This is a genomic window from Paenibacillus sp. 05T425, assembly GCF_056396205.1.
Genome location: NZ_JBFTLA010000011.1, coordinates 1 through 25547 on the forward strand (window position 1 = coordinate 1; position 25547 = coordinate 25547).

General features: G+C 52.2%; 22 protein-coding genes, 1 pseudogene and 1 riboswitch. Of the genes and pseudogenes, 13 read left to right on the forward strand and 10 right to left on the reverse strand.

Features of this window, described 5'->3' with window-relative positions; translation table 11 throughout:
• Nucleotides 1-42: 42 nt before the first annotated feature.
• Nucleotides 43-1263 carry an IS256 family transposase gene (locus AC1DF0_RS23295; RefSeq protein WP_477575461.1) on the reverse strand — a complete coding sequence of 407 codons (1221 nt, stop codon included), beginning with the start codon at nucleotides 1261-1263 and terminating at the stop codon, nucleotides 43-45.
• Nucleotides 1264-1415: 152 nt separating this feature from the next.
• Nucleotides 1416-1604 carry a helix-turn-helix domain-containing protein gene (locus AC1DF0_RS23300; protein WP_477575462.1) on the reverse strand — a complete coding sequence of 63 codons (189 nt, stop codon included), beginning with the start codon at nucleotides 1602-1604 and terminating at the stop codon, nucleotides 1416-1418.
• A 26-nt stretch (nucleotides 1605-1630) separates the two neighbouring features.
• Between AC1DF0_RS23300 and AC1DF0_RS23305 the strand changes: the two are divergent.
• The 9 genes and pseudogenes from AC1DF0_RS23305 to guaA form a co-directional block, all read left to right on the forward strand.
• A pseudogene (locus AC1DF0_RS23305) lies at nucleotides 1631-1843 on the forward strand (hypothetical protein); the annotation flags it as partial.
• A 344-nt stretch (nucleotides 1844-2187) separates the two neighbouring features.
• Entirely contained in the window at nucleotides 2188-3189 is a 1002-nt protein-coding gene (locus AC1DF0_RS23310) for a methionine ABC transporter ATP-binding protein (RefSeq protein ID WP_477575617.1), read from the forward strand.
• Entirely contained in the window at nucleotides 3186-3851 is a 666-nt protein-coding gene (locus tag AC1DF0_RS23315) for a methionine ABC transporter permease (protein ID WP_442050734.1), read from the forward strand. Before AC1DF0_RS23310 ends, AC1DF0_RS23315 begins: the two co-directional genes overlap by 4 nt.
• A 50-nt stretch (nucleotides 3852-3901) precedes the next feature.
• On the forward strand, nucleotides 3902-4753 hold the full coding sequence (locus AC1DF0_RS23320) for a MetQ/NlpA family ABC transporter substrate-binding protein (protein ID WP_337103694.1): 852 nt from the start codon (nucleotides 3902-3904) through the stop codon (nucleotides 4751-4753).
• A gap of 535 nt (nucleotides 4754-5288) precedes the next feature.
• Entirely contained in the window at nucleotides 5289-6647 is a 1359-nt protein-coding gene (locus AC1DF0_RS23325) for a polysaccharide deacetylase family protein (RefSeq protein ID WP_477575463.1), read from the forward strand.
• 89 nt (nucleotides 6648-6736) lie between these two features.
• Nucleotides 6737-7780 carry an AAA family ATPase gene (locus AC1DF0_RS23330; RefSeq protein ID WP_442050736.1) on the forward strand — a complete coding sequence of 348 codons (1044 nt, stop codon included), beginning with the start codon at nucleotides 6737-6739 and terminating at the stop codon, nucleotides 7778-7780.
• Complete coding sequence (locus AC1DF0_RS23335; protein ID WP_477575464.1) at nucleotides 7777-9153, forward strand: DUF58 domain-containing protein; 1377 nt, start codon at nucleotides 7777-7779, stop codon at nucleotides 9151-9153. The genes AC1DF0_RS23330 and AC1DF0_RS23335 overlap by 4 nt, the downstream gene beginning before the upstream one ends.
• Entirely contained in the window at nucleotides 9140-11863 is a 2724-nt protein-coding gene (locus AC1DF0_RS23340) for a transglutaminase-like domain-containing protein (RefSeq protein ID WP_477575465.1), read from the forward strand. The genes AC1DF0_RS23335 and AC1DF0_RS23340 overlap by 14 nt, the downstream gene beginning before the upstream one ends.
• 419 nt (nucleotides 11864-12282) lie before the next feature.
• Nucleotides 12283-13821, forward strand: coding sequence for a glutamine-hydrolyzing GMP synthase (guaA, locus tag AC1DF0_RS23345; RefSeq protein ID WP_442050739.1), 1539 nt, complete (start codon nucleotides 12283-12285; stop codon nucleotides 13819-13821).
• Nucleotides 13822-13912: 91 nt separating this feature from the next.
• On the opposite strand, the gene AC1DF0_RS23350 is transcribed toward guaA, so the two are convergent.
• The 5 genes from AC1DF0_RS23350 to AC1DF0_RS23370 form a co-directional block, all read right to left on the reverse strand.
• Nucleotides 13913-14575: a metallophosphoesterase gene (locus AC1DF0_RS23350; RefSeq protein ID WP_477575466.1), complete on the reverse strand. Its 663-nt coding sequence runs from the start codon at nucleotides 14573-14575 to the stop codon at nucleotides 13913-13915.
• A gap of 202 nt (nucleotides 14576-14777) precedes the next feature.
• On the reverse strand, nucleotides 14778-15293 hold the full coding sequence (locus AC1DF0_RS23355; RefSeq protein ID WP_477575467.1) for a hypothetical protein: 516 nt from the start codon (nucleotides 15291-15293) through the stop codon (nucleotides 14778-14780).
• Nucleotides 15294-15324: 31 nt separating this feature from the next.
• The gene (locus AC1DF0_RS23360) at nucleotides 15325-15717 is read right to left on the reverse strand and encodes a hypothetical protein (RefSeq protein ID WP_477575468.1); all 393 of its coding nucleotides are present in this window, start codon (nucleotides 15715-15717) and stop codon (nucleotides 15325-15327) included.
• Between the two features lie 198 nt (nucleotides 15718-15915).
• Nucleotides 15916-16689: a lysostaphin resistance A-like protein gene (locus AC1DF0_RS23365; RefSeq protein WP_477575469.1), complete on the reverse strand. Its 774-nt coding sequence runs from the start codon at nucleotides 16687-16689 to the stop codon at nucleotides 15916-15918.
• Between the two features lies 1 nt (nucleotide 16690).
• The gene (locus AC1DF0_RS23370) at nucleotides 16691-17215 is read right to left on the reverse strand and encodes a PadR family transcriptional regulator (protein WP_337103682.1); all 525 of its coding nucleotides are present in this window, start codon (nucleotides 17213-17215) and stop codon (nucleotides 16691-16693) included.
• A 189-nt stretch (nucleotides 17216-17404) separates the two neighbouring features.
• Here AC1DF0_RS23370 and AC1DF0_RS23375 point away from each other — a divergent pair, with 189 nt between their 5' ends.
• From AC1DF0_RS23375 to AC1DF0_RS23390, 4 genes are all read left to right on the forward strand, one after another.
• Complete coding sequence (locus AC1DF0_RS23375; RefSeq protein WP_477575470.1) at nucleotides 17405-18262, forward strand: AraC family transcriptional regulator; 858 nt, start codon at nucleotides 17405-17407, stop codon at nucleotides 18260-18262.
• 157 nt (nucleotides 18263-18419) lie between these two features.
• Nucleotides 18420-19394, forward strand: a complete 975-nt coding sequence (locus tag AC1DF0_RS23380; RefSeq protein WP_477575471.1) for an N-acetylglucosamine kinase — start codon at nucleotides 18420-18422, stop codon at nucleotides 19392-19394.
• A gap of 47 nt (nucleotides 19395-19441) precedes the next feature.
• Nucleotides 19442-20749 (forward strand): 6-phospho-beta-glucosidase, encoded by a 1308-nt coding sequence (locus tag AC1DF0_RS23385; RefSeq protein ID WP_477575472.1) that lies wholly within the window; start codon nucleotides 19442-19444, stop codon nucleotides 20747-20749.
• 143 nt (nucleotides 20750-20892) lie between these two features.
• Nucleotides 20893-20993, forward strand: a riboswitch (purine riboswitch).
• Between the two features lie 118 nt (nucleotides 20994-21111).
• Nucleotides 21112-22497 carry an NCS2 family permease gene (locus AC1DF0_RS23390; RefSeq protein ID WP_477575473.1) on the forward strand — a complete coding sequence of 462 codons (1386 nt, stop codon included), beginning with the start codon at nucleotides 21112-21114 and terminating at the stop codon, nucleotides 22495-22497.
• A gap of 310 nt (nucleotides 22498-22807) precedes the next feature.
• On the opposite strand, the gene AC1DF0_RS23395 is transcribed toward AC1DF0_RS23390, so the two are convergent.
• From AC1DF0_RS23395 to AC1DF0_RS23405, 3 genes are all read right to left on the reverse strand, one after another.
• Nucleotides 22808-23731, reverse strand: a complete 924-nt coding sequence (locus AC1DF0_RS23395) for a proline dehydrogenase family protein (protein WP_477575474.1) — start codon at nucleotides 23729-23731, stop codon at nucleotides 22808-22810.
• Between the two features lie 121 nt (nucleotides 23732-23852).
• On the reverse strand, nucleotides 23853-24938 hold the full coding sequence (locus tag AC1DF0_RS23400; protein ID WP_477575475.1) for a phosphodiester glycosidase family protein: 1086 nt from the start codon (nucleotides 24936-24938) through the stop codon (nucleotides 23853-23855).
• Nucleotides 24935-25366 (reverse strand): hypothetical protein, encoded by a 432-nt coding sequence (locus AC1DF0_RS23405; protein ID WP_477575476.1) that lies wholly within the window; start codon nucleotides 25364-25366, stop codon nucleotides 24935-24937. The genes AC1DF0_RS23400 and AC1DF0_RS23405 overlap by 4 nt, the downstream gene beginning before the upstream one ends.
• Nucleotides 25367-25547: the final 181 nt, after the last annotated feature.

The window sequence follows — 25547 nt, forward strand, 5'->3', positions numbered from 1 at the left end:
GGTCAAGTCCAAAGTTGTGTGTAAAATCCTCGAACAGAAAGCCTACTCGTCGCGAGTAGGTTTTTCGGTTGTCTTTGGTGTTTTCTTTCGCCACTCGTGGTACTCGGTCATTTCAATATATTTCTTGCCTACCGACCATTTTTCATCCATCTCCATCAGTAACGCACCGAATAGTCGGATGACAGATTGTCGGTTGGGAAAGATGCGAATAACGCGTTCTCTCCGTCTAAGCTCGGCGTTAAGACGCTCTACCACGTTGGTTGTCCTTGTTCGAATTCTGCAGGTAAGAGGCAATGCGATGACAGCTGTTGCATCATCAAAGCCATCCTCCAGCACATTCAGCGCTTTAGGCGCTCTCTCTTCAAAAGCGCTCATGGTCTGTTCCAACAACGAACGAGCACTCTTTACATCTGCTGCTTCGTAAATAGCCCGCACATGAGCCTTCATTTCATCTCGTAGCGCTTTAGGCGTAGCATCTAGAATATTACGCATGAAATGGGTTTGGCATCGCTGCCACGTCGCTCCCTCGAAGTGTTCACGAACCGCTTTTACGAGTCCGCTGTGCTGGTCACTCGTTACGATGTCTACTCCGTGCAATCCGCGTTCTTTGAGATGACTAAATAGGCTTCCCCAAGTCGCTGCTGACTCGGTGTCCCCTACGCTCAGCCCTAAAAGTTCACGGTAACCTTCCTCGTTAATCCCTGTTGCAATGAGTACGCCACGTGAGCGCACGCGGCCATCTTCACGTACTTTCACATACAAGGCATCTACAAGAAGGAAAGGATAGGCGAGCGTCAGCGGCCGGTTATTCCAAGCGTCTACAAGCGGATCGAGCTGCTTGCATAAATCGCTAATGGTCGATTTCGAAAAACCTGTTCCGCATAGCTCTTCTGTAATCGTTGTAACTTTGCGAGTGGAGACTCCATTGATGACCATCTCCATCATTGCTAACACAAGTGCCTGCTCACTTCGTTGGTAACGGGCAAACAGCTCYGTAGAGAACTCTCCGTTACGAAACCTCGGCACTTGCAACGTAATCTGCCCTACACGTGTGGAAAGCTTGTGCGGATACGAACCATTACGATAACCTTGCCGCTCTTCTGTACGCTCGTAATGCTCAGCYCCYAACTGTTCAGAAGCTTGAGCYTTCAACACTTGATTCARCACGGACTGCAGCAAGGCAGCCATTCCAACATCTTTCGATTCTCCTAGAAATAATTGATGCAAAAGTTCGGAATCTACGCTAATCTGATATTGAGTCATACCAAAATCCCTCCAATGAATGTTGTCTCGACAACTCCATTCTAAACGAGGATTCGCCTAAAACAGCCGTTCTATCCTGCAAAAATCCAATATAGCGCCTATTGTGGGAGGTTTTCCAGTAAGCAACTACTGCTAGCAACTGCAACTCGTGCCTACTTCCCGTTCTGCTCCCGGAACTGCGAAGGGGAGAGGCCGGCCGTTTTCTTGAACAAAGTGAAGAAGTAGGTCGTGTTCAGAATGCCAACCTTCTCGCTGATAGCGGCTACCGGCTCGCTCGTCTCGAGCAACAGCTTCTTCGCTTCCTCCATCCGGATGTTCTTCAAATAGTCATTGAACGACACCTGCGTATGGCGAATGGACGCCGTTTGCCATACCTGCTCTGCCGGATGCGCTGGCTGCTGCTGTACGCCAAATTTCCGACGTGCACGAGATTATTGCCGAGGCTGCCGCCAAGGGCGATGCTGCGCTTGTGCACCAAGCCGTTGATCTCGATCCGGCAATTAGCAACAAGGAAGCGGCTCATATTGCCGTCGACCGGATGTTGGCTATTTATGCCGACCTGCTTCCTCAGTTTAAATAGGAACAAAGCCATCTATCATACCAAATGAACCGTCCGTCCCGTGCGCAAGCTGCGGGAGGCGGTTTTTTTGACGTATAGGAAAGTATATGAGTTTGCTCATACTTTCTCTATACGTTTCGACGAAACGATGGCGTCTATAGAAAGGACGCCTTCAGGCATTTCTTCTTATGCGGCGCGGCACTAATGAAACGATCCATGTTGGAGACAATAGAGCATGAATGGGCGGACTGGTACATTTTGTGCGTTGACCGGAGCGACATCCAATTTATACAATATGGCTTGCTGTAATAGGGGAGTACGGAGCGGGCAACCGCATGGTATGGCACGATAGGGGGCACACGCATCTGATAGAGCTGCATAACATTACGAAATCGTACAAGGTTGGGGCTGTCTCGGTTGAGGCTGTTCGAGATATAAGCTTAAGCGTCAAAAAAGGCGAGATATTCGGCATAATCGGGCATTCCGGCGCTGGCAAGAGCACGCTGCTGCGCTGCGTCAATCTGCTGGAGCGCCCGACTTCGGGAACGGTGAAGGTAGGCGAGGTGGAGCTGACGGGGCTGTCGCAGCGTCAATTGCAGGCGCAGCGACGCAAGATCGGCATGATCTTCCAACACTTTAATCTGTTGTCGATGTCGACGGTGCGCGACAATATCGCTTTTCCATTGAAGCTGGCGGGGCAGAGCGGATCTGCCGTGCGCACTCGCGTGGACGAGCTTTTGAAGCTTGTCGGGCTGGAGCAGCATGGAGACAAATATCCTTCGCAGCTGTCGGGCGGGCAGAAGCAGCGTGTCGGCATTGCGAGAGCGCTCGCGGACAATCCCGACGTACTTCTATGCGACGAGGCGACGTCGGCGCTTGACCCGCAGACGACGAACTCGATTCTGTCGCTGCTGCTCGATATTAACGCCAAGCTAGGCATCACAATTCTGTTGATTACACATGAGATGCAGGTTATTCGATCCATTTGCGACCGTGTGGCGGTAATCGACAAGGGAGAAATCGTAGAAATKGGCGATGTGCTCCATGTGTTTCTGAAGCCGGAGCATGCGGTGACGCGTGATTTCGTCGATCAAGTGTCCGATACGAGCGCTACAAGCTTGCTGCTGGAGAAACGACAGGGACGGTTGCTTCGCGTCACTTACGTTGGAGAGCTTACGTATGAGCCGATTCTGTACAACGCGGTGAAGCATACGCCGGTGCAGTTCGCTATTTTGCAGGGGACTGTGTCGCGAATGAAGCAAACGCCTTACGGGCAGCTGATCGTGGAGCTGCTAGGCGAGGATCGCGAGATCGATAACGTCGTTGCGGCTCTGCGGAAGGAAGGGCTGGAGGTGGATACGCTATGATGATGAGCTTCGAGAACGTGCGCTGGGATGAAATTTGGGAGGCTACCAAGGATACGCTGTATATGTTGACGGCCTCGCTCCTGTTCACCATTATTTTAGGCTTGATCATGGGTGTCGTGTTGTTCCTGACCTCGCGCAGGCAATTGCTGCAGCAGCAGATTGTATATGGCGTCTTGTCGTTTATCGTGAACATTTTGCGCTCGGTGCCGTTCGTCATATTGATGATTATGATTATGCCGATTACGAAATGGATTACGGGAACGTCGCTTGGCGTGGAAGGTTCGATTCCGCCGCTTGTCGTTGCGGCGACGCCGTTCTTCGCTCGGCTGGTTGAGACATCGCTGCGCGAGGTGGACCGCGGCGTAATCGAGGCGGCGCAGGCAATGGGCGCCTCCAAATGGGATATTGTGCGGCGCGTGCTGCTAAGCGAAGCTCGGCCCGGATTAATGGCTGCGGTGACGATTACGGCAGTGACGCTTGTATCGTATACGGCGATGTCGGGCGTGATCGGCGGCGGCGGATTGGGCGATCTTGCCCTTCGTTACGGCTACCAGCGCTTCCAAACCGACGTCATGCTCGTAACGGTTGTGCTGCTCATCGTCCTGGTGCAATTGCTCCAGATGGCGGGCGACGCGCTTGTGAGCCGCTATAGCCGCAAATAAGGAATAAATTAGAAATATGGAGAGAAGCTACATTCATAGGAGGGCTAGAGATGAAAAAAACAGGATATATCTTTGTCATGCTGATGCTCGTGCTTGCTTTGGCCGCATGCGGACAAAACAAAAATAACGGTAACGGAGCAGAGCCAACCGATAATGCCGGCAATGCAGGCGAACAGCCAGAGAAAGTGAAGCTGAAGGTCGGCGCATCGCCTGTGCCGCACGCCAAAATATTGGAGGTCGTCAAGCCGCTGCTCGAGAAGGAGGGCATCGAGCTCGAAATCATCGAATTCAATGATTATGTGCAGCCGAATACGCAGCTCTACGAGAAGCAGATCGACGCGAACTTCTTCCAGCACACGCCTTACCTCGAGCAGTTCAACAAGGATAAAGGCTATGATCTCGTTAACGTAGCGGGCGTTCATATCGAACCGTTCGGCGCTTATTCGAAAAAAATCAAAACCATCGATGAATTAAAAGATGGCGCGAAAGTCGTCATTCCGAACGATCCGTCGAACGGAGGACGCGCATTGGCGCTGATGGCCTCGAACGGCTTGATTAAGCTGAAGGCAGACGTCGGCGTGAACGGAACGGTCGGCGACATTACGGAAAATCCGAAGAAGCTGGACATTAGAGAGGTAGAAGCAGCGACGCTGCCTCGCGTGCTGGACGAGGTAGATCTGGCGCTTATCAACACGAACTACGCCCTTGAAGCCGATCTTGTGCCTACAACTGATGCCCTGTTCATCGAAGGCAGCGACTCGCCTTACGTGAACATCCTCGTGTCCCGTCCCGATAACAAGGATTCGGATGCAATCAAGAAGCTTGCAGCCGCCCTTCAGTCGTCGGAAGTGAAGAAGTTTATTGAAGATACGTACAAAGGCTCGATCGTTCCTGCATTTTAACGGATGATTGAAGCAAGCGTCCACCCTAGCGGTGGGCGCTTTTTTTTGTTGAATCCGCTCTAGTATCATTCTAGGCAACTAATTAGTCTTGTGCCAAGCGAGCCGGCTGTTTAGTTCGATATCAGGCAACTAAACGTGCTAGTTTGGTAAGTTAGTGGCGAATCGGCACAATTAGTTCGATGAAGGGCAACTATCGAGCTCGTAACTGAGTGGCAACTGAGATTAGTTCGACGAAATGCACCTATTGAGCCATTTATCCGGCGGTGAGCAGCGGCACGCTCCAAAAACCGGCTAATCCGCTATCGTGTTTACTACATCTGAAGAATGTTTAATTACTCAATATCGATAAAGCGTAAAGTAAATCTTTCAAATTGGAGATAAAAACTTCCGATAGGCGTTATTCTTATACAACCGGTTTCGATCATAGAGTAGAGTCATTTTGGAGGCGGGTGTCATTTACTAGACTTGCCCTTCATATAATCTATCACATGGATGAAAATCATTATGATGATGGTAGAGAAAGGTGGCAATGTCAATGCGGCGGACGATGCAGGCGGCTATTTGCGTAATTGTAGTATGGTTCACGATGTTCGAGCTTGGAGGATGGGCAGTGTACAAAGGGGAAGCGGCTGTAGAGGCGACGGCGGTCGAGCTGACGGCTGCCGCGCCTGCTGCTCCTATTACGATTACGCATACCGAGAAGCAGCCGCTGCTCGCAAAGCCGGCCGCTTATGAGTCTGCTGACGACGTGGAGATAGAGCAGGCTGTTGGGAAGAAAGAGCCAGACGCGCAAACGAAGCCGTCTGCAATCGATAGTAAGCCCGTTGTACCTGTAACGACTAAGCCAAGCGGCAAAACCGTCTATTTGACGTTCGACGACGGTCCAAGCCAGCATACGGAGCAGGTGCTTGATATTTTGAAAGCTGAAGGCATTAAAGCGACATTCTTCATGCTTGGAGAGCAGGTTGAGCAGCATCCCGATATTGCGAGGCAGGTGCTTGCGGAAGGCCATGCCATCGGCAATCATTCCTATAATCATAAATACGAGAAGCTGTACGGCAGCTTCGCCGTATTCGCGGAGCAGGTAATGAAGGCGGACGATGCCATCTTCGCCGCAACCGGCGTCAGAACGCCGCTGTTCCGTGCACCAGGTGGGACGTACAGCAACTTCGACCAAGGGTATTTTGACGCGATGGCAGCAGCAGGTTATATCATACACGACTGGAATGTAGATAGCGGCGATTCCAAGCGGCGCGGCGTGCCGTCTTCTGAAATTATCGCAACGGTGAAGGGCTCGAAGCTTGCGGACAGCTTGAACGTGCTGCTGCACGACGGGGGAGGGCATGAAGAGTCAGTGAAGGTGCTGCCTGCGATCATTGCTTATTATAAGGAAAATGGCTACTCGTTCGCGCCGATTACGACAGCGGTGACGCCGATCCACTTTTCATTGGCCAAAAAGCTGAAGTGGAGCAGACCTGCCGTGAAGGAGAGCGAGAAGGCGGCGCTTGTGCTTTATGCGGAGCAGCTTGGCAGAGATCGGATGACGTTGCCGCAGCCGGCTCATACGGAGCCGAATCTTATCCTCCATAGAGGCGAGGAGCAGCTGGTGTTGTCCCCGGAGGAGTATTCCTTAAGCAAAGGCTCGATCAAGGTGTCACTTGCAAAGCTGACCGAGTGGATCGGCGGCACTGCCGAGCTTGATCCGGATAGCGGCGTCGTGGAAGCTTATTATAACGGCGAGCGTATCTATTGGCTGACCGACTTCGCTCTTGGCGGGGCGAAGGGGAGAGACGAGGCGGCCATCGTTCCTGTCCGTTCCACGCTTCAGAAATTCGGTCTAGCAATTGAGAATTATGTCTATAACGCGGAACGACGCGAGATTTGGGTAAAATAGCGGCCGAATCCGATTCTAGCAGGTCTAAAGCGAGAGTAAGCTGGGGACACTGAAAAATAGATAGATTTATTTTTCAGGAGGCGAATTATATGATGAATGCTCCCCAATTGTCCGAGGAAGAAGATAAACTGCCGCATAGCCACTGGGCTGAACCGCCTCAAGTGTTATTGAATCGATTGCTAGTGAAGGTAGAGAGTGTCTTGCTAGGCAAACAAGACGTCATTAGACATACGCTTATCGCGCTGCTGGCGGGAGGGCATGTGCTGCTGGAGGATGTGCCAGGCGTTGGCAAAACGATGCTCGCGCAAGCTTTCGCCCGCGTTGTCGGCGGTGATTTCAAGCGCATACAGTTCACGTCGGATATGCTGCCGGCCGATGTCATCGGGGGCGTCGTCTGGGATGCGCGCTCGAGCGAGCTCGTATTCAGGCCTGGACCGATTATGGCGAACGTCGTGTTGGCTGATGAGATTAACCGTACTTCTCCGCGTACGCAATCCGCGCTGCTTGAAGCAATGGAGGAGCGGCGAATCAGCATAGAAGGGAAGACGCGCAGGCTTCCTGTTCCGTTCATGCTCATTGCGACGCAAAATCCGCTTAGCTTCGAGGGAACGAATACGCTGCCTGAGGCGCAGCTTGACCGGTTCATGATGCGGCTGTCGATCGGCTACCCGGCAGCGGCGGAAGAGAAAAAGCTGCTTGAGCAGTATGCCGACCGGAAGCGGGTCGAGCCAGAGCGGCTGCGGCCGGTTATTGCAACGCAAGAATGGCTTCAGATGCAGGCGGAGGCGCGCCAGACGCATATGCATCCGGCTTTAATTGAATATATGGTGCAGGTGGCGGCGGTAACGAGACGAGCGCCAGAGGTGCTGCTTGGACTTAGTCCTCGCGCTTTGCGAGACTGGCTGCGCGCTGCGCAGGCAAGCGCATATGTAGACGGACGCGGTTATGCGATTCCCGATGATGTGCTGGCAACGGCGGAAGCCGTCCTTCCGCATCGGCTTGCGATGCGTTATGTTGCATCCTCTAGCGCGCCCGATGCGCTCACCGTCATTAAGCGGGCGATTCGTGAAGTTCCTTGGCCGGCAGCGGCTGTCGGCGTAAGCGCAGCGCAAGGGGCTGGGAGGCGCAGATGAGCACTCGCCTGGATTCAGATGCGCTTATTGACGAGGATGAGATCATTTCTATTCGCGCTTATCGCACGAAGTGGTGGCTGTGGTGCCTGATTGCAGTCGGCTGGGGCTGCTCGGTTGCGGCCGTTATGATACGCGGCGGAGCGGTGGAATGGTTCATGGCGGCCGTGCTTACGATGATCAGTCTAATAAGCGGACTCATGCCGGCGCTTGCTGCCGCGGGGCTCAGCGCTGTTCGCAGCGTTGACGGAGTCATGCTGAGAGACGGCGGAGAGGCTGGCGTAAGGCTGTCGATTGCCCGGCGTGCGGCAATTCCGTTCATATGGGTCGCAGTACGCGAGGAAATCGCCAACGCTTATACGATGAAGGAAAGCCGCGTCGCATACGGGGCGGTATTCATTCCCCTCATGGAGAAGGACAAGGAGCTCGTATATAAGCTGCGCCGATTGCGGCGAGGAAGTCATTCCTTCGCGCCGATGTCGGTGACGGTTGGCGACTGGCTCGGTTTAACTGCCATTACGAAGCGAATGGACTGTCACTCGGAAGCGATTACCGTTTTGCCTGCCTTGCCTGCCTTGGAGCAAATAGACGAGGCTGATCGAGCTGCGCAAAAAGCAGCGGATGGCTCGGAGACGGTCTATACAGGTACGGGACGGGACGTAGGAGCGAATGCGCGCGAGGATAGGGCAGCTATAGCGAAAACGGCCGGAATCGGGCCTGACAGCCGGCCCTATCGTGACGGCGACTCGCTGCGTCATATGGACTGGCGGTCAGCGGCGAAGGGAAGAGGCTTGCAGACGAAGCTGCACAGCCAAGAAACACCGGCTGGTACGTGCATTGTATTGGATACGTGCGCGGCGGGTTATGACGGAAATGACCGGTTATTCGACGCTTGCGCGGGCTGGGCGGCGCTTGCTGCTGAGCAAGCTGCAGTTACTGGAGCACAGGTGACGCTTCTTATGCAGCAAGGAGCAGGTATTAGCGCTGTTCGTTCGGGATTGGAAGGAGACGGCTTGACGCGCGTATCGGAGCTGCTGCTCGCGATGTCGCGCGCGAAGTGCGACAGCGGAGAGTCGATAGCGGCTTTGCTGCTGCATGAGGAGCAGCTTATAGAGCGGGACGGCGCGATGCTTGCTTTTACCGGCGATTGGCGAAGCGGCAAGCAGTGGGGAGATTTGGCCGCTTATGCAGCATCCAAGAGCTGCAGGCTGGAGCTGTTCATCGCCGTGCAGAGCGCTGTGCCGACTTTCGCGATGAGAGAGCAGCAGAAGTGGCTGGAGAGCAGCGGCGTGAAGGTGACATGGCTGCACATTCCGGCAATCATGAATGAGCTTCCTTTTGCAGAGGAAGGGGGCGAGCTGCATGTCTACGCCTAAATCTAATGCGGAAAGCAAATGGAGTGGAATAAAGCGGGTCGCTGACTCGGCTTCTGATCGCAGTATCACGACGGATGAGCACTCATTGCCCTATAGAGCTGTGACGAGCCTGTTATTGTTTGGTTTGCTTGCGGAGTGGCTGCTCCCGTGGACGGATGCTGGCGAATGGGCGGCCATTTATCATCCGATGGCGCTGCTTGCTGTTATCGGCTGCGTACTCGCGGCAGGATTATTCCGTATGCCGATGGCGGTGACGATTACGTTCAGCGTCGTGCTCTGCGTGTTCGCTCTTGCTTTCATGTATAAGGGCGATAGTGAGGGTATGCTCGAGTGGTTATTGGGGTTTCCCGAGCTGCTTGGCGACGACTTCGCGATGATGGCTAACAACGGCTTGTGGGCGATGTCCGGAGAGCTTCGCACGCTTATGCTGCTTGCAGGCTGGGCGATGCTCGCACCGGCGCTTCAAGCGCTGCTATGGCTGCGCCAGACGGCAATCGGACTTGCCGGCATTACGGCAGGTTACTTAATCGTGCTTCATGCTTGGTTGGGTATTGATGTCATGGGCGGCTTACTTCGCACCGTTGCGGAAGGGCTGCTGCTTGGCGCTATCGTAACAGTCCCGCGAGCAAAACGTATTTTTGAGGCGGGAATAGGCGCGGTGAAACGTCTGGATACGGGCTGGCTGACGGGTTCGTTATTCCTGGTGGTTACGATCATTGGTTGCGGCTTGTTGTTCGCCGGAGGCAAGGAGACGACAATGGCACCTGCCGGTTGGACACAATCGTTATCGCAGAAGATCGAACATGCCGTGAACGCGCTTGGCAGTCAAGGCGGCGGTTCCACGCCAACGTTTCAACGAGCTGGCGGCTTCGTGTCAAGCAGCGGGTTGACCGGCTACGGCTTTGACGACAGCCAACTGGGAGCTCCTCTGCGGAAGGACGGGCGTATTATTTTTACGGGTAGCTCACCGGTTGCTGCATATTGGCGGGGCGAATCGAAAAATTTGTATGACGGCAGAGGGTGGAGCAATGATTGGAGCAACGTGACGCTTATGCCGGTAAGGAAGACTTCGGATGAAGATGCAGCGCAAGCTGTCCAGTCGAACGAAATTGGCGATGAAACGGTCATTCGGCAGATGATCGTGTGGCAGGAGCCTGTGGCTGCCATGCCGTTGTTTGCTTCGGGCAGCGACAGCCGGGTTACGGAACTGATCGCTTCCGATCCGCGCAGAAAGCTCGGCAGCTTCATGTATAACGAACGAACCGATTCGCTGTATGCGCCGTCGCAATCGACGAAGGTGGAGCGATATACAATTGAAAGCGTAATGCCGGTAACAGACGGCGTAAAGCTGCGTGCGTTAAGCGAATACGAGGACGGACAGATGGCGGAGTATGGTGGTGAAGAGGCTGCGGCATCCGGACTAGATGAGGATCTAGAGCCTTATTTGCAACTGCCGGAATCGTTGCCGGGCCGTGTCGTAGCGCTTGCATCCGAAGTCGCGGGCGGAGGCGTAACGAGCCGTTTCGATCAGGTGACCGCGATCGAAGATTATTTGCGTACGAGCTATACGTATTCGCTTGCAGACAGTACGGTACCTCCTGCGGGCGCCGACTTTGTCGATTACTTTCTGTTCGAGCAGCGAAGCGGCTATTGCGTCCACTTCTCCTCGGCGATGGTTGTCATGCTGCGGACGCAAGGCATACCCGCTAGATGGGTGAAGGGTTTTACGTCTGGCACTAAATTGGCGGACGATTCCTCGGCCGCGAGTGTGAGTGCTGGAGCTGCCGGCGGTTCAGAAGAGGATGCAAAGGCGGGCAACGGCGGCGTTCAGCTCGCTAACTACGCCGTCAGCGCTTCGGATGCGCATGCGTGGGTGGAAGTATTTTTCCCAGGCGCAGGCTGGGTGCCGTTCGATCCGACACCGGGGTTCACCGGCGTCATGTCKGATGCGGATGCGGCGGCGATTAGCGCCGCATCGGGCAGTGGCGGCGCGGTTGGCGTCAGCGCCGGCGATATAGGCGAGGCGAGCTCGCCGTGGATGGCGGGCGCAGCCCGCTCGTTCGAGACGGCGGCGGAACGCGCTGCCTCGGCAGTTGCGCGAGCGGCGGATGCGCTCGCGGGGGCGGCGCAGAGCGCCGCCAAGGGCGCGGCGGCAGAGCCCGCCGCTGCCAGCGCCGCAGGCGCGGCTGTGCTGGCGCTGGCGTTAGCAGCGCTGGCTGCCGCGCAGCGGCAACGGCTGCGCCTGGCGCTGGCGTTGCGCCGCTATGGCGCGGCCCACGCCGGCGTTGCTCGGGGCGGCGGCGCAGCAGCACAGTCGCCACCGGCGCCGACGCTTGCGCCGCGCAGCCAAAGCGGTCGCGGCCGCGCATCGGCCTCGCCCGGCGGCGAAGAGACGCGCCTGCGCGAGCGCTTCGCCGCAGTCGCTGCGGCGCTCGCGCCGCTCATGCATCGCCGTCTCGGCGAGCGCGCGCCGCATCAGACGGCGCGACAATACGCAGCCGCAGCCGAGTACGGCTTAGCGGCAGCCCAGCAGGACGCTCTCCGCCAGATGACACTCTGGCTGGAGCAAGCGCAATTCGGCCGGCCGGGCCTCTGGTCCGGCGCGCCGACACCTGCGGAGCTGCGCGCTGTGCTGCGCACGCTCATCAAGCAGCCGCCGAAGGAGAATGTTCCTTCGGCAGACACCACGCCCCGCCACGCGAATCAATAACCGCGGCGTTGGCGCACAACCAAAAGGCCGTCCACGAGCAATCGGTGGACGGCCTTTCGTTCTGCTTCGCAGAAGGGACAGTACGGACTCAAATGACACGTATAGTCCATTTCACGTCCAATCGTCCTGCTTACGGACACCAGCGGCGCTAACTACACAAAACAAGTCTGGTTTGGAGCGTAAAAGCCAAATTAGAGCTTCTCAGGTCCGCAACACGCACAAACATACTCAAAAACCACAATTAGCGCGTCTACGGTCCGTAAACAAACCAACCCACACGAGCGCCATACGCTCACTGCCCAAACTAACCCATCTCCAACACTCCAAACATTGCCAATTCGCACCTGCGAACGCATTCGCCTTGACTCGCTTAAACCCCCTTATATATAATTACTACATCTATTGAGGGAGGCTCGGTAATGACTAAGCAAAATGAAATCATCGTTGTTCTCGACTTTGGGGGACAATACAACCAACTAATTGCACGCCGTATTCGTGATTTGGGCGTATACAGCGAGCTGCTGCCTTACAACACGTCGGTGGAGCGGATCCGCGAATTGCAGCCTAAAGGCATCGTATTCTCGGGAGGACCGGCTAGCGTTTATGAGGAAAATTCACCGCTTGTAGATCCAGCGATTTATGATCTGAACATTCCAATCTTCGGTATCTGCTACGGCATGCAAATGATGTCGCACCAGCTTAACGGCAAGGTTGAACGCGCAGGCAAGCGCGAGTACGGCAAAGCCGAAGTTGACTTTGTGGAAGGCTCGCAAATCGGCTTCGGACTCGACAAAGTACAAACGGTATGGATGAGCCATGGCGACCATGTCGTTGAACTGCCTGAAGGCTTCCAAGTCGACGCAAGCACGGAGCATGCTCCCGTTGCGGCGATGAGCAACGCGGACCGCAAGTTCTTCGCGGTGCAATTCCACCCGGAGGTGCGTCATTCGGAGTTCGGCACGGATATGATCCGCAACTTCCTGTACCACATCTGCGACTGCGACGGCAACTGGTCGATGACGTCGTTCATTGATGATACGATTCAAGAGATTCGTAATCAAGTCGGCGACAAAAAAGTGCTTTGCGCCCTCTCCGGCGGCGTTGATTCCTCCGTTGTAGCGATCCTGCTGCACAAAGCGATCGGCGATCAGCTTACGTGTATGTTCATCGACCACGGCATGCTGCGCAAAGGCGAAGCAGAAGGCGTTATGGAAACCTTCGTAGGCAAATTCGATATGAAAGTTCTTAAAATCGATGCGCAGGAGCGTTTCCTTAGCAAGCTGAAGGGCGTAGACGACCCTGAACAGAAGCGTAAAATTATCGGCAACGAATTCATTTACGCGTTCCAAGAAGAGTCGGACAAGCTGGAAAACTTCGAGTTCCTAGCACAAGGCACTCTCTACACGGATATCGTAGAGAGCGGTACGGCTACTGCGCAAACGATCAAATCCCATCATAATGTCGGCGGCTTGCCGGAAGACATTAAGTTCAAGCTCGTTGAACCGCTTAAAGCGCTGTTCAAGGACGAAGTTCGTAAAGTCGGCGAAGAGTGCGGCTTGCCGGAAGCGATCGTATGGCGTCAGCCGTTCCCAGGTCCGGGTCTTGCGATCCGCGTGCTTGGCGAAGTGACGGAAGATAAGCTTCATATCGTACGCGAATCCGACGCTATTCTTCGTGACGAGATCGCGAAAGCGGGTCTTGACCGCGAGATTTGGCAGTACTTCACGGCGCTTCCGAACATGAAGAGCGTTGGCGTAATGGGCGATGCTCGTACGTACTCGTACACAGTAGGCATCCGCGCGGTTACTTCGATCGACGGCATGACGGCTGACTGGGCTCGTATCCCTTGGGACGTGCTCGAGAAAATCTCCGTCCGTATCGTCAATGAGGTCGACAACGTTAACCGTATCGTTTATGACATAACATCGAAACCGCCAGCTACCATCGAGTGGGAGTAAATATAGAGAGCGTGAAAGTCTTATTTATAAGGCTTCCACGCTCTTTTTTTTGTTTATCCGCAACATTTTGCAACCAGTCCAAATTCCAAATTTATTTACTCTTCTTTACCACATATTCCTGCCACACAAAGCTGCCGTAATCTTGTTTTCTCTTCTCAAAACTGGAGTATTTGCCTGAAACCGTATCATACTTCAGAACAGGTATTGTTTTGCTCACACGAGTATCACCGTCGATATAGAAGTGGCTTTGCTTGTCCCAAAAAACCTTATCATTATCGGCTTTTCCGGTGATTTCAGATGTCGATATATGCCCTGCAATGACGTCCTTTAAGAATTTGCCTGTTGTATGAGGGTATTTGTTGCAAAAATAATAGTTTTCCGATCCCCATTTCCACAATTCCTCTGCTTCTTCATCAATGCCGGCATGGACAAAGATCTGCTTTTCAGTTTCATAGTAGAATGGCAAGCCTCTGAGCCAAGTAATAATAGCAGTATCATGAAATAAACTGGCTTTGGATCGTATATCCTCTAAAAACATGAATTCGTGATTGCCGGCCAAAACGATAACTTGATCTTTGTAGTTCTCTTGCAGTTCTTTGATGAAATATAGGATGGTAACATCTTGCGAATGGATATCGATGTAGTCACCCAATAAAATCAATTGGTTCTCTCCGCTCCAATCAATTAAGCTTAGCGTTTCTTTGAACAGAGCCAGTTCCTCATGGATGTCTGACATTGCGTAGATATATGCCATGTGCAATCCTCCCGCTATAAAGTTGAGCGTAGAAAGTCCGATTTCAAAACAGTGGGAAGTAGAAGTGATATGCTATGGGTTGATCCGTATCGGATGGTATAGGTTTGTCAGAGGAGTGCTGCTCGCGATACTTTTTTCCCTGTTGGCGTTGGCGCTGTATGCGATAGGGTACGTTCTTGTACATTCTGGGTCAGCTCTCGTATTAACTCCAAACTTCTGAAAACCCAGCAACAACTTTTACTAAGTACTCATATGTAAAACCCCGTTTACTGGGGTACTGTTTGTCTGCAATGCCTTTTAATCGTTTGTACAAATCCGAATCCTTTGGCATCTTATCTCTGACCGCCTGAATGGACTCTTCTTTTACATCTTCGGTAAAAGGAGCATGCTCAATACGGAAATGGTTCAGTATAAGCCATTCAATAGGATCGGAAGCCTTTACAAAAGGTTCGATTTTTTTTAATGACTCTAAATTTTCTTCGGCCCATAAATACCAGTTGTTGAGAATTTTCTTGGCGGTTGGTATATAAACTTTGCATTCCATGACGGTTTCAAGTTCTTTCACGAAATCCTCAAATTCAGAATCATACTCTACACCTTGCGTTTTATTTAAGTTTTGAGTTTGGAAGTAGGTTATTCGTGATTTGTACATTTGGTTGATCCCATGACAATTTGTTTCCACATACTTGATTGTCTTAATCATTTCACTTGATTTCATATTTTTCCTCCTCGATCTATTGTGATTTACTTTAATGTTGCTTTGAAATATCCTCGTTCATTTCAAGCAATTTTGCAGCTTTCAAAACCAACCGAACCACGAATGATTTATGAACCCTTGCAACATGAAAGATATCTTTGAAATCCACTTGCAATTCTTCAATGCATTTTAAAACGGAGAGCTCAAGATTAAGCGTCGTACTATAATCGATCTCGCCTTTTTCGCTGCCTTGATATTCATATGGAACTTTAGCATCTTTAACCTTTTCCCAGTTAACTGATTTTTTGATCGGAAAAACTTCTCTTACTTTTTGATTAATGATGTATCCATAAGTAGGCGAAACTCCCTCAGCCTTCTCCATTTTTTGTTTTTCCATTCGAAGAATGACTTCGGCTTCATKACTTAGTCTCATTTGTATTCGCATTGGAATATCTCCTCTCAGTAGACTACGAAGTCTATGTGACTACGTAGTCCAATATACTGCGTTGCCGCATGTTTGTCAAACCTTTTGTAACAATAAAAAAAATACTCTCTTTATGTGCGTTGTTACGCAAATAGAAGGGAGTATTTTTTCCTGTATGAAATCCAATCAAACTGCAATTTTGGTTTCATTCGGCTCTGATTAGTTTAAATTCCCGTAGTTGTGCGAGAGCTTTTGGGAGAGGACAGCCGCATTTTTCTGACCGGATACGATCAGCCACACGAGTTGGGCGATTAGAATAATGATGACCAGGTAGTCGTACAGGTGCGTACTTGGGGTATTGCCGGTGAAGTTAATGAAGTTATGCAGGCCGTGAAAAATGATCGTTAACCAAATCGCGCGATGTTTAGCAACGAGTAGGGCAAGGACGAATCCGAGAATGAACGCATAGACGATTTGGAGTATCGTATCCTGTATGGACTGGCCGCCAAGCGCCTGCAGTGCATGCGTTATGCCGAAGAGAACGCTGGATACGCCAACCGCGATGGCTTTGCCCTTCTGCATCAACGCCCGCAGCATAATGCCACGGAACAACGTCTCTTCAACAAATCCAATCAGGAATAGCTGGGATAGAAGCATATAGACAAAATAGGAAGCAGGCTGCGCTTGAAAGCCATGATTTGCGATCATCAGGACAATTAAGATAAGCAGCAACGGCAGGTAGTCTGCCCATTGTCTGGCCGTCAGGCTGCGAAGGCTGCCGAAATAGAACATGCTCCATCTATTGGTCACGGACAAGTAGATCAACAGAAACAAAGCGATGGGCACAAAGCCAAGAAACGGAGCGAGCGGATGCGTCATTTCCGTTATGGAGACATAAGCGCTGCCGCCGGCGACGCACACGATTAAGGCAAGCTCGATCAAAATCAGGATTAGATAGGGACGTTTCACCGCATAGTCGTTTTGTGTTTTCATGTTAAAACTCCTTTTTGTTCATAATTTGTTTGAGCCATTCATTCTCCATTTGAAAAAATTGCAGACCGTAATGCACCGTAGAGACGCGGTAGTAGTACTGATCTTTATTTTCAAGCTGCTCCAGCTCTTTGGACACAATGGCCTGAACCGCGTTCATCTGCTTGATTTGAAGCTCTATGGAACGCTGATAGTCGCTTAGGTTGCGTTGCCTTGTCTCTTCATCGAGATAGTCGTAGAAAAAGATCTTGACCATATATTCGCGTTTGTTCGACTTAAGCGGCTCACGCAGCCATGTGATGAAATGCCGCTGCCCCTTCTCGGTTACGGCGTACAGCTTCTTGTTCTTACTGTCATTCGTTTCCTCCTCGGTAACATAAGCCTCATCCACGAGACGTTTTAATGCCGGATACAGACTTCCATAGCTCATTTTGTAAAAGATGCCGATCGTCTGCTCCGTAACCTTTTTAATATCGTAGCCGCTCATTTTTCCCTGCATAAGCATGCCAAGCGTAACAAGTTCAATCATGGAATGTCGTTCGCTCCTTTTATAAAAATATATCTATTTGATATATCTATTTGATACATTTAATTTATTCGATTTCCCTTTTGTTGTCAATAAGGTATTTAGATCAGTTTCTTACCTGGCAATGAAACGCTATCTCGGCTCTGCTATAATCAAGGGATTAGCAATAAGATAACGGGGGAGAACGCCGCGATGAACAGTCCATCTACGACGATTACAAAGGATGAAATAAGATTTGATCCATCCTTTCCTATGACGATTACGCAGACGCGCGGCGTGAGTCCGACCTTTCAACGGCTGCATTGGCATAAGGCGCTTGAAATTAATTACATACGAGAGGGTAGCGGATATTACCTTATCAACGGCAATCGCTACGACTTTCAGCAAGGCGATATTGTGCTGATCCATTCGAATGACCTGCATCGGGCTTTCGAAGCTGAAGGGCTTGTTATGACCATTGTGATGTTCGATCCTGCCTACTTGGCACTGGAGCATCGGTATGACAGGGAGCTGCTGCTTCCCTTCCGCGAGCTTGGCGCATCGCTCGAATATGTGTTGGACCGGGACCATCCGCAGTTGCCAAGGCTGCAAGAGGCAATCGCGGTCATGTACGATGAAAACGCGCGCAAGGAAGCCCATTACGAGACGATCGTCCGGGCACAGCTTATTCAGTTTGTTGCGCTTGCAGGCCGCTACTTCATGAGGAGAGAGAGCGGCGGGAGCCAACCGCTCCGGGGAATGGAGACCATGCGGGAAGTGCTTCATGCGATCGAAGACGATTATGCGAGGCCATGGACGTTGCGTTCGCTGTCCGAGCTCGCCCATCTTAGCCCATCGCGATTCAGTACGCTGTTCACGCAGGTGGTAGGAACTTCGCCGATGGATTATTTGATTCAGCTTAGGCTGGCGCATGCTGCAAGCTTAGTGCGGGAGAGCGATATGAAGATGATTGAGGTGGCCGAGGCTTGCGGCTTCCGCAACTTGTCCAACTTCAATCGCCTGTTCAAGCACTATTTCGGCCTATCGCCGTCTTCGTTGCGAAGAGGGTGAAAACAGTAAGATAGTATCATTGCATCGCGCCATTGCAGGAGAGCGCGGTGCTTTTTTGTTATATGATAGTTGTAACAAAAGAACGAAAGTTACGATCAATTGGAGCACGATACTCGATACTCGATATTCGACTCGATACTTCGATTAGATAAAGGATGTGAGATTCATTTTATTTCTAGGCGTAGATGCGGGAGGCACCAAGACACACGCTTTGCTCGTCGATGAAGCAGGCCGTGTGCTCGGCCAAGGATATGCGGGCAACGGCAACCATCAGACGGCATTCGCACAGGCTGGAGTGCATATCGACAAAGCGTGCGGGGAGGCGCTGCAGGCGGCAGGCGTGACGAAGGAGCAGGTGGACTTCGCCTACTTCGGTCTTGCCGGTGCCGACCGAGAGCCGGATTATGTTATATTGCGCCCGATGATCGGGGCGCTTGGCTTCGGACAGTACGCGATTGCATGCGATACGATGATTGGCATGCGGGCGGGAACGACCCGCTCCTATGGGGCGGTCATCATTAGCGGTACGGGCTTTAATGCCGCGGCCCGCAATGCGAAGGGTGAGGAGTTGCAATACGGCGGCTTCGGCTACTTGTTCGGCGACGGTCAAGCTTCGGGCTCCGATCTGGCGATTCATGCGTTCCGCAGCGCGATACGCGGATGGGAAGGCAGGGAGCAGTCAACACTGCTGAGCGACATCGTCCCGAAAGAGCTTGGTTATCTTTCGGTGAAGGCGATGTACGATGATGCGCTGGATAACGGCGTCCGTCCGCCGAGAACGCTTGGCAAGCTGGTGTTCCAAGCCGCCTCTCAAGGCGATGCGGTTTCGATTCGTATTTTGCAGCAGGCGGGACAGGAATTGGCGGTTTCGGTTAATGCGCTCATTAAGCGGCTCGGCATGCAGCAGGATGTATTCGATGTGGTGCTGACGGGCAGCGTGCTGTCGCGAGGCGCAACGAATCATATGGTTGAAGCGATCAAGAAATCGGTTGGCGAGATTGCGCCAAATGCGAGCGTCGTGAAGCTATCGGTCGATCCTGTCGTTGGTGCGGTCATGAGCGCAATGGATCAAGCGGGTATTACGATCGATGAGGCGTTGGATAAGGCGCTTAGGCAGATCACGTTCCAATAAGTATCAATTAAGTATTTACCATATCCATTACGGGGAGGATAATCGCTATGAACAAACAAGGCTTGAAAATCGCAGTCATCGGGGGCGGCTCTTCTTACACGCCCGAGATCATTGAAGGCTTCATTAACAAATACAATGAGATGCCTATTCGCGAGCTATGGCTCGTCGATATTGAAGAGGGCAAGCATAAATTAGAAATCGTTGGCGAGCTAGCAAAACGTATGGTGGAGAAGTCAGGGCTTCCGATCAAAGTGATGCTGACGCTCGATCGGCGCGAGGCGATCGCGGGCGCAGACTTCGTTACGACGCAAATGCGTGTCGGCTTGCTTGCAGCAAGACGCCGCGACGAGCACATTCCAATCTCGCACGGCGTGATCGGTCAAGAAACGACAGGGCCGGGCGGAATGATGAAGGCGCTGCGCACGGTTCCCGTTATTTTGGACATTTGCCGCGATATCGAGGAGTTGGCGCCGGACGCTTGGCTGCTCAACTTCACGAATCCTGCGGGCATCGTGACCGAAGCGGTACTGAAGCATAGCAAGGTGAAGACGGTTGGCCTTTGCAATTCGCCAATCAACTTCCAAAAATTTGTCGCGAAGGAGTACGGCGTATCGGAGCGCGAGGTGTTGCCCGAATTCGTAGGCATTAACCATCTGCACTGGGTGACGGCCGCTTATGTGAACGGAGAAGACAAGCTGGAAGAGATGATCGAGGGCGGCAGAAACTACTCGGCAACAAATGTGACGGCCTTCGATTGGGATTATGATTTCTTGTCGTCGCTTGGCGCGATACCGACTTATTATCTGCGATATTTCTACATGACCGATGTTATGTATGCGGAGATGAAGGAGTCAATGGAGAAGAACGGTACCCGCGCGGAAGTTGTAAGCCGTGTCGAAGCGGAGTTGTTCGAGTTGTACAAGGATGTGAATCTAAGCGAGAAACCAAAGCAATTGGAGAAGCGCGGCGGTGCGTATTATTCCGAAGCTGCTGTTAACTTGATGCATTCCTTGTATACCGACAGACGTGATATTCAGACGTTGAACGTTCGCAATAACGGCATTATTCCGTTCCTCCCCGAGGACGCGAGCATTGAGGTGAACTGCGTCGTGACGGCGCAAGGCCCGATCGCTTTGCCTCCGCAGCGCGTTCCCGAGCAAATTAAAGGGCTGCTGCATGCGGTCAAAACGTACGAATCGTTGACGATAAAAGCGGCTATAATGGGTGACAGAGGCATTGCGCTGCAGGCGATGGTCCATCATCCGCTTGTTCCAAGCATCGCCGTAGCGAAGCAATTGCTGGACGAGATGCTGCTCGCGAACAAGGAGTATTTACCGAACTTTTTCACGGAATAGTGGATAGGAACGGCAAAACATAAACGATTTTACAATGGAACCGCTACCAGTATTTGCAAAGACGAATATTGGACGATTTTTCAAAGTATATTGTTCGTAAAAGTTGTTGACAAATTCGACACATCTTCTTTAAAATTGGAGACGGAAAACAACAGCATATTTTTCGTATAATCTCAAGAATCGGCTTGAGAGTCTCTACTCGGTCACCGTAAATGACCTGGCTACGAAAATGGGAAGAAGCGCGCCACGGTCCGGCGTGTATACTTTTTCCGTTTTTGCAGAGCCTAGGAAAATGTGGTAATCACATTGTCGCTAGGCTTCTTTGTTTGTTCCACCACAATTTTGGGAGGTTATTGATCAAAATGGAACGTTTCTTTCGCTTAAAGGAACACGGGACAAATGTCAGGACAGAGATTATGGCGGGGCTGACGACTTTCATGACGATGGCATACATATTGGCCGTCAATCCAATCATACTCACGCCGACAGGACTTGACTGGACTGCAGTATTTCTTGCTACGGCGCTTGCAGCCGGTATTTTCACGATTGCAATGGGTCTGTTCGTCAACTTCCCGGTAGCGCTTGCTCCAGGTATGGGCCTTAATGCGTACTTCGCATCCGTCGTTATCGCTTCGGCGGCAACGGATGAGCCTATTTCACCGGCAATGGGGCTAACGGCTGTCTTTATTTCCGGTATTATATTCATCATCCTAACGGTTACGCAAATTCGTCAGATGCTTCTCACGGCAGTGCCGGACAGCTTGAAGCATGCAATTACGGTCGGTATCGGCTTGTTCATTACGGTTGTCGGTCTGAAAAACAGCGGCCTGATGACAATCGCCGTATCGAGCTTCACGGATATTAAAGCAGGCGATTTCACGCCTGTCAGCGGTTCGGAAACGGTTATGGGGCTTGGCAGCTTCACGGACGGTTCGGTTGTACTTACAGTTGTAGCACTGCTTCTAATCGGCATCTTGATGGTGCTTCGCGTACCGGGCGCTATTCTGTGGGGCATCTTGGGCACGACGGTAATCGGCATTATTTCCGGGGTAGTCGACGTGAAGGAAGCGTTGACCGACAAAACATGGGTTCCGGACTTCAGCAAGCTGAACTTCTGGCACTTCGACTTCGCGGGCGTGTTCGAGGTTGGTCTCGTAACGGTTATCCTGACGTTTACTTTCGTCGAATTGTTCGACACGTTCGGAACGCTTGTCGGTACGGCTAACCGTGCCGGCATCATGAAAAATCCGGAAGAAGGCAAGAAAAAAGTCGGCAAAGCGATGTTCGTTGACGCCATCGGCGTAAGCGGCGGCGCGATACTCGGCACAAGCACGGTAACGGCTTTCGTCGAGAGCTCGGCAGGCGTAGCGCAGGGCGGACGTACAGGTCTGACTGCGGTTACGACAGGCATTTGCTTCTTGCTTGCGATCTTCTTGTCGCCGCTTGTAGCGCTTGTTCCTGGCGCAGCAACGGCAGCGGCTCTTATTATCGTCGGCGTGCTGATGATGCAATCCGTGAAAGAAATCGACTTCTCGGATCTTGTATACGCGATTCCAGCTTTCTTCATCATTGCGTTCATGCCATTCACTTACAGCATCGCTAACGGCATCTCGTTCGGTATCGTAACGTACGTCGTGCTTGCGACAGTAGCCAACCTTGCAAAAAAAGGCAAATACAATGTTCACTGGCTCATGTGGGTACTGGCGGTTCTCGTTATTTACCGTTACGTATTCATGGGCGGCGAATAAAACAAACAGGAAGGAGCAGCGCTGGACCGGCGCTGCTCCTTTGTTTTGTTTCCGATATGAAGCACCTCATAGAATAGTGAGGGTTATCTCATTATTTTCGAACATATTCATCTGCTCGTCTGATTTAGTGAGGCAAATCTCACTGCCCATGAAGCTAGGTTCACKAGCAATGAGGTTTGCCTCACTATTTTTGCGATTAGCGCTGACAGATGCTGAAATAAGTGAGTCCGACCTCACCAACAGTGAATATAAACTCACAATTTGCGCCTGCACCAGTTTGGAGCTTGATCATTCAGTTTAATACCATAAGCTACTTGAACATATTCCTTAGCACGAGCATCAGGTTGGCGGGTTTCTCGGCCAGGCGGCGCGTATAGTATGGATACCACATGACTCCATAAGGGACGTAGCAGCGTATCCGGTAACCTTCCTTGGCGAGCTGAGCTTGCTTGCCCGATCGAAGGCCGTAAAGCATCTGAAATTCGAACCGGTCTTTGGCGATGCTGTGCTCGCTTACGTATTGCTTCACCCAGTCGATGATATGGTCATCATGCGAGGCGATGGCCGTGTAGACGCCTTGTTCAAAGTGAAGCTGAGCGAGCTTCTTGAGTTGGCTGCGAACGTCGTTCAGCTGCTGATAGGCGACGGATTCGTTTTCCTTGTATGCGCCCTTAACGAGGCGGAGGTTGACGTTCTCGCGGATCATATCTGCCGCATCCTGCTCGGTTCGGAATAAGTAGGCTTGCAGCACGGTGCCGACATTCGTCAGTCCTTCCTTATGGAGTCTCCGTACGATGTCGATCGTTGCCTGGGTATGGGGCGAATCCTCCATATCGATCCGGACAAAATTGCGGTGATGCCGCGCGCGCTTCACGACATCGCGAATATTGGACAAGCAGGCGCCTTGATCAAGCGCGAGTCCCATCTGGGTCGGCTTCAGCGAGACATTGGCGTCGACTTTGCGCTCCGCAATGCCGTCGAGCAGCTTCACGTACTGCTCCTTGTAGGCTGATGCTTCGCTAAGCTGTTTAATGCCTTCGCCCAGATGGTCGAGCGTAACCATAATGCCAATCCGGTTCAGCGTCTCCGCTTCCTCCAGCGCTTCCACAAGCGTATCTCCGGCGATGAATTTGCCTGCCAGCTTGCGTCCATAACGTATGGACAGCTTTTCTACGGCAGGAATGCCGGCGACMGTGAGCAGCGACTTGCGATACCATTTACTGCCTATGCCCATCTATACAGCTCCTTTCTTCAGGCAGGTGAGTGGTGTCAATCAATCGTTCCATGTCATATATGGATAGTATATTCACACATAGAAAAAGTTCAGCCCCGGGGGGCTGAACTTTTTTTCGTGATTATTTGAAGAACAGGAAGTGCGTCGGAAGCCGGCGAAGCTGTCCGTCCGACGGATTGTTAATGACGCGGCCGTTAAATACGAGCGAGGAGGAGCCGCCTCCGTCGAGATTGTAGCCGTCAACAACGCCGAACCGCTGAAGCAATAGCTGCAGCTCGCCAAGCGTTGCGCCGGAGCTGCCCGATTCGTTGTAGCCGTCCACGACGAGGAACAGAAGCTGATCGTCCTTGTAGTTGGCCACGACAGTACGGGGAGCGCGCTTCGGGCTTGTCTGCCACTTCGTCGGAATTGTCGTCGGCGAGCCGTTCCGCAGCAGAACGGGGACGAACGAAGCGCCGAATTTCGGTTTCTTCGCATCGAGCTGCCCTTGGTTTGTAAACTTACCGCCGATCAGCTCGTTCTGGTCATTCAGTCCGACGAAGAACAGATCCGCGTAGGTCGCTTCGAATCCGCCTGTATACTCGCCGTCTACGATGGTCGTGCTCAGCGGATAGCGTTTGCCGCCGCCGTCGGCGAATCCGCCCGCATTCACGCCGGCGACGGCCTTATGCCGATTGACGGCGGCAAGCGTCGTCTCGGATGAGCCGAGGCTGTCCTTGCCAAGCGCCATCGTCATCGCATCGCCAGACTTCAGCTGCACCTTCAGCGCATAGTACTTGAAGTTCTCCGCTTTCATGTAGAAGAGCTGAGCGCGGAGCTTGTCCGATTCAACCGTGGAAGCAGGCTTGCCGAGCTTGCTCGTAATGTTGCGATCGTAAACGAGAAGCGGCTTCATCGCATTCGAAGCGGCAAGCGATGAGATTTTCGCCATCTCCGCATTCGTCTGGTTGTAGAGCTTCAGCTGCTTCTGAATMGATTGCCTTGTCTCGCCTGCAATGATATGAGCGCTGTCCAGTCCGGCTGATGTTTCCAGCACCTTCGCAGAATCCAGCGGCTGCTGCTCGGTTATAGCTTCAGGAAAAGCAGCAGCAGACAACGATACAACCATGTCGGACAAGAGCAGCCACAGCATGATGCCGAGGAACGGCGCAACGGCGAGCAGGGCGGTTCGGTTAAATCTTTTTACGGTCAGGTTCGTAATAATCATTTGAGCACTTCCAAGCTTTTTTGCAGTTCGTTCAGCTGTTTCTTCACTTCATTCAGTTGCGTGTACAGCTTGTTGCTGTTATCCGTCTTCGAATCGGCGTTATCCTTCGTGAAGGTCAGAAGCTMGTTCAGAGCATCGACTTTTGCCCCTAGATCGGCAATATCGGCTGTATAGTTGGTCTCCAGCTCTTTCATGCGCGCCTCGTACGTTTGCTGCATCGCCGTAATCTGGCTGGCGGTCTGCTGTTCTAGGCTCTCGCTAATATTTTGCTGGATACGGTCAGTGTACCACTTGGCCCCGTAAATACCGGAGGAAATAAGGACGAGCCATAAGCAGGCAAATAGAATCAATGCCCTGCCATTTCTCTTCTTGCGGCGCGTCATATCGGTACTGACGCCCGTTCTCGAATCCAAAGCGATATCGTTCATATGTATGCGTTCACCTCTTTTGTATGTGGTTAGCGAAGAAGAACGGATGAACGTAACTGCAATAATAAGGTTAACCTCTCAAATAGATTAGACCGTATTTTAACCCGAATGGTTGCGGATGTCACCTTATTGTAACAAACCTTTAACGATTGCGGGCACTATCCGACGTGCCAATACGTGC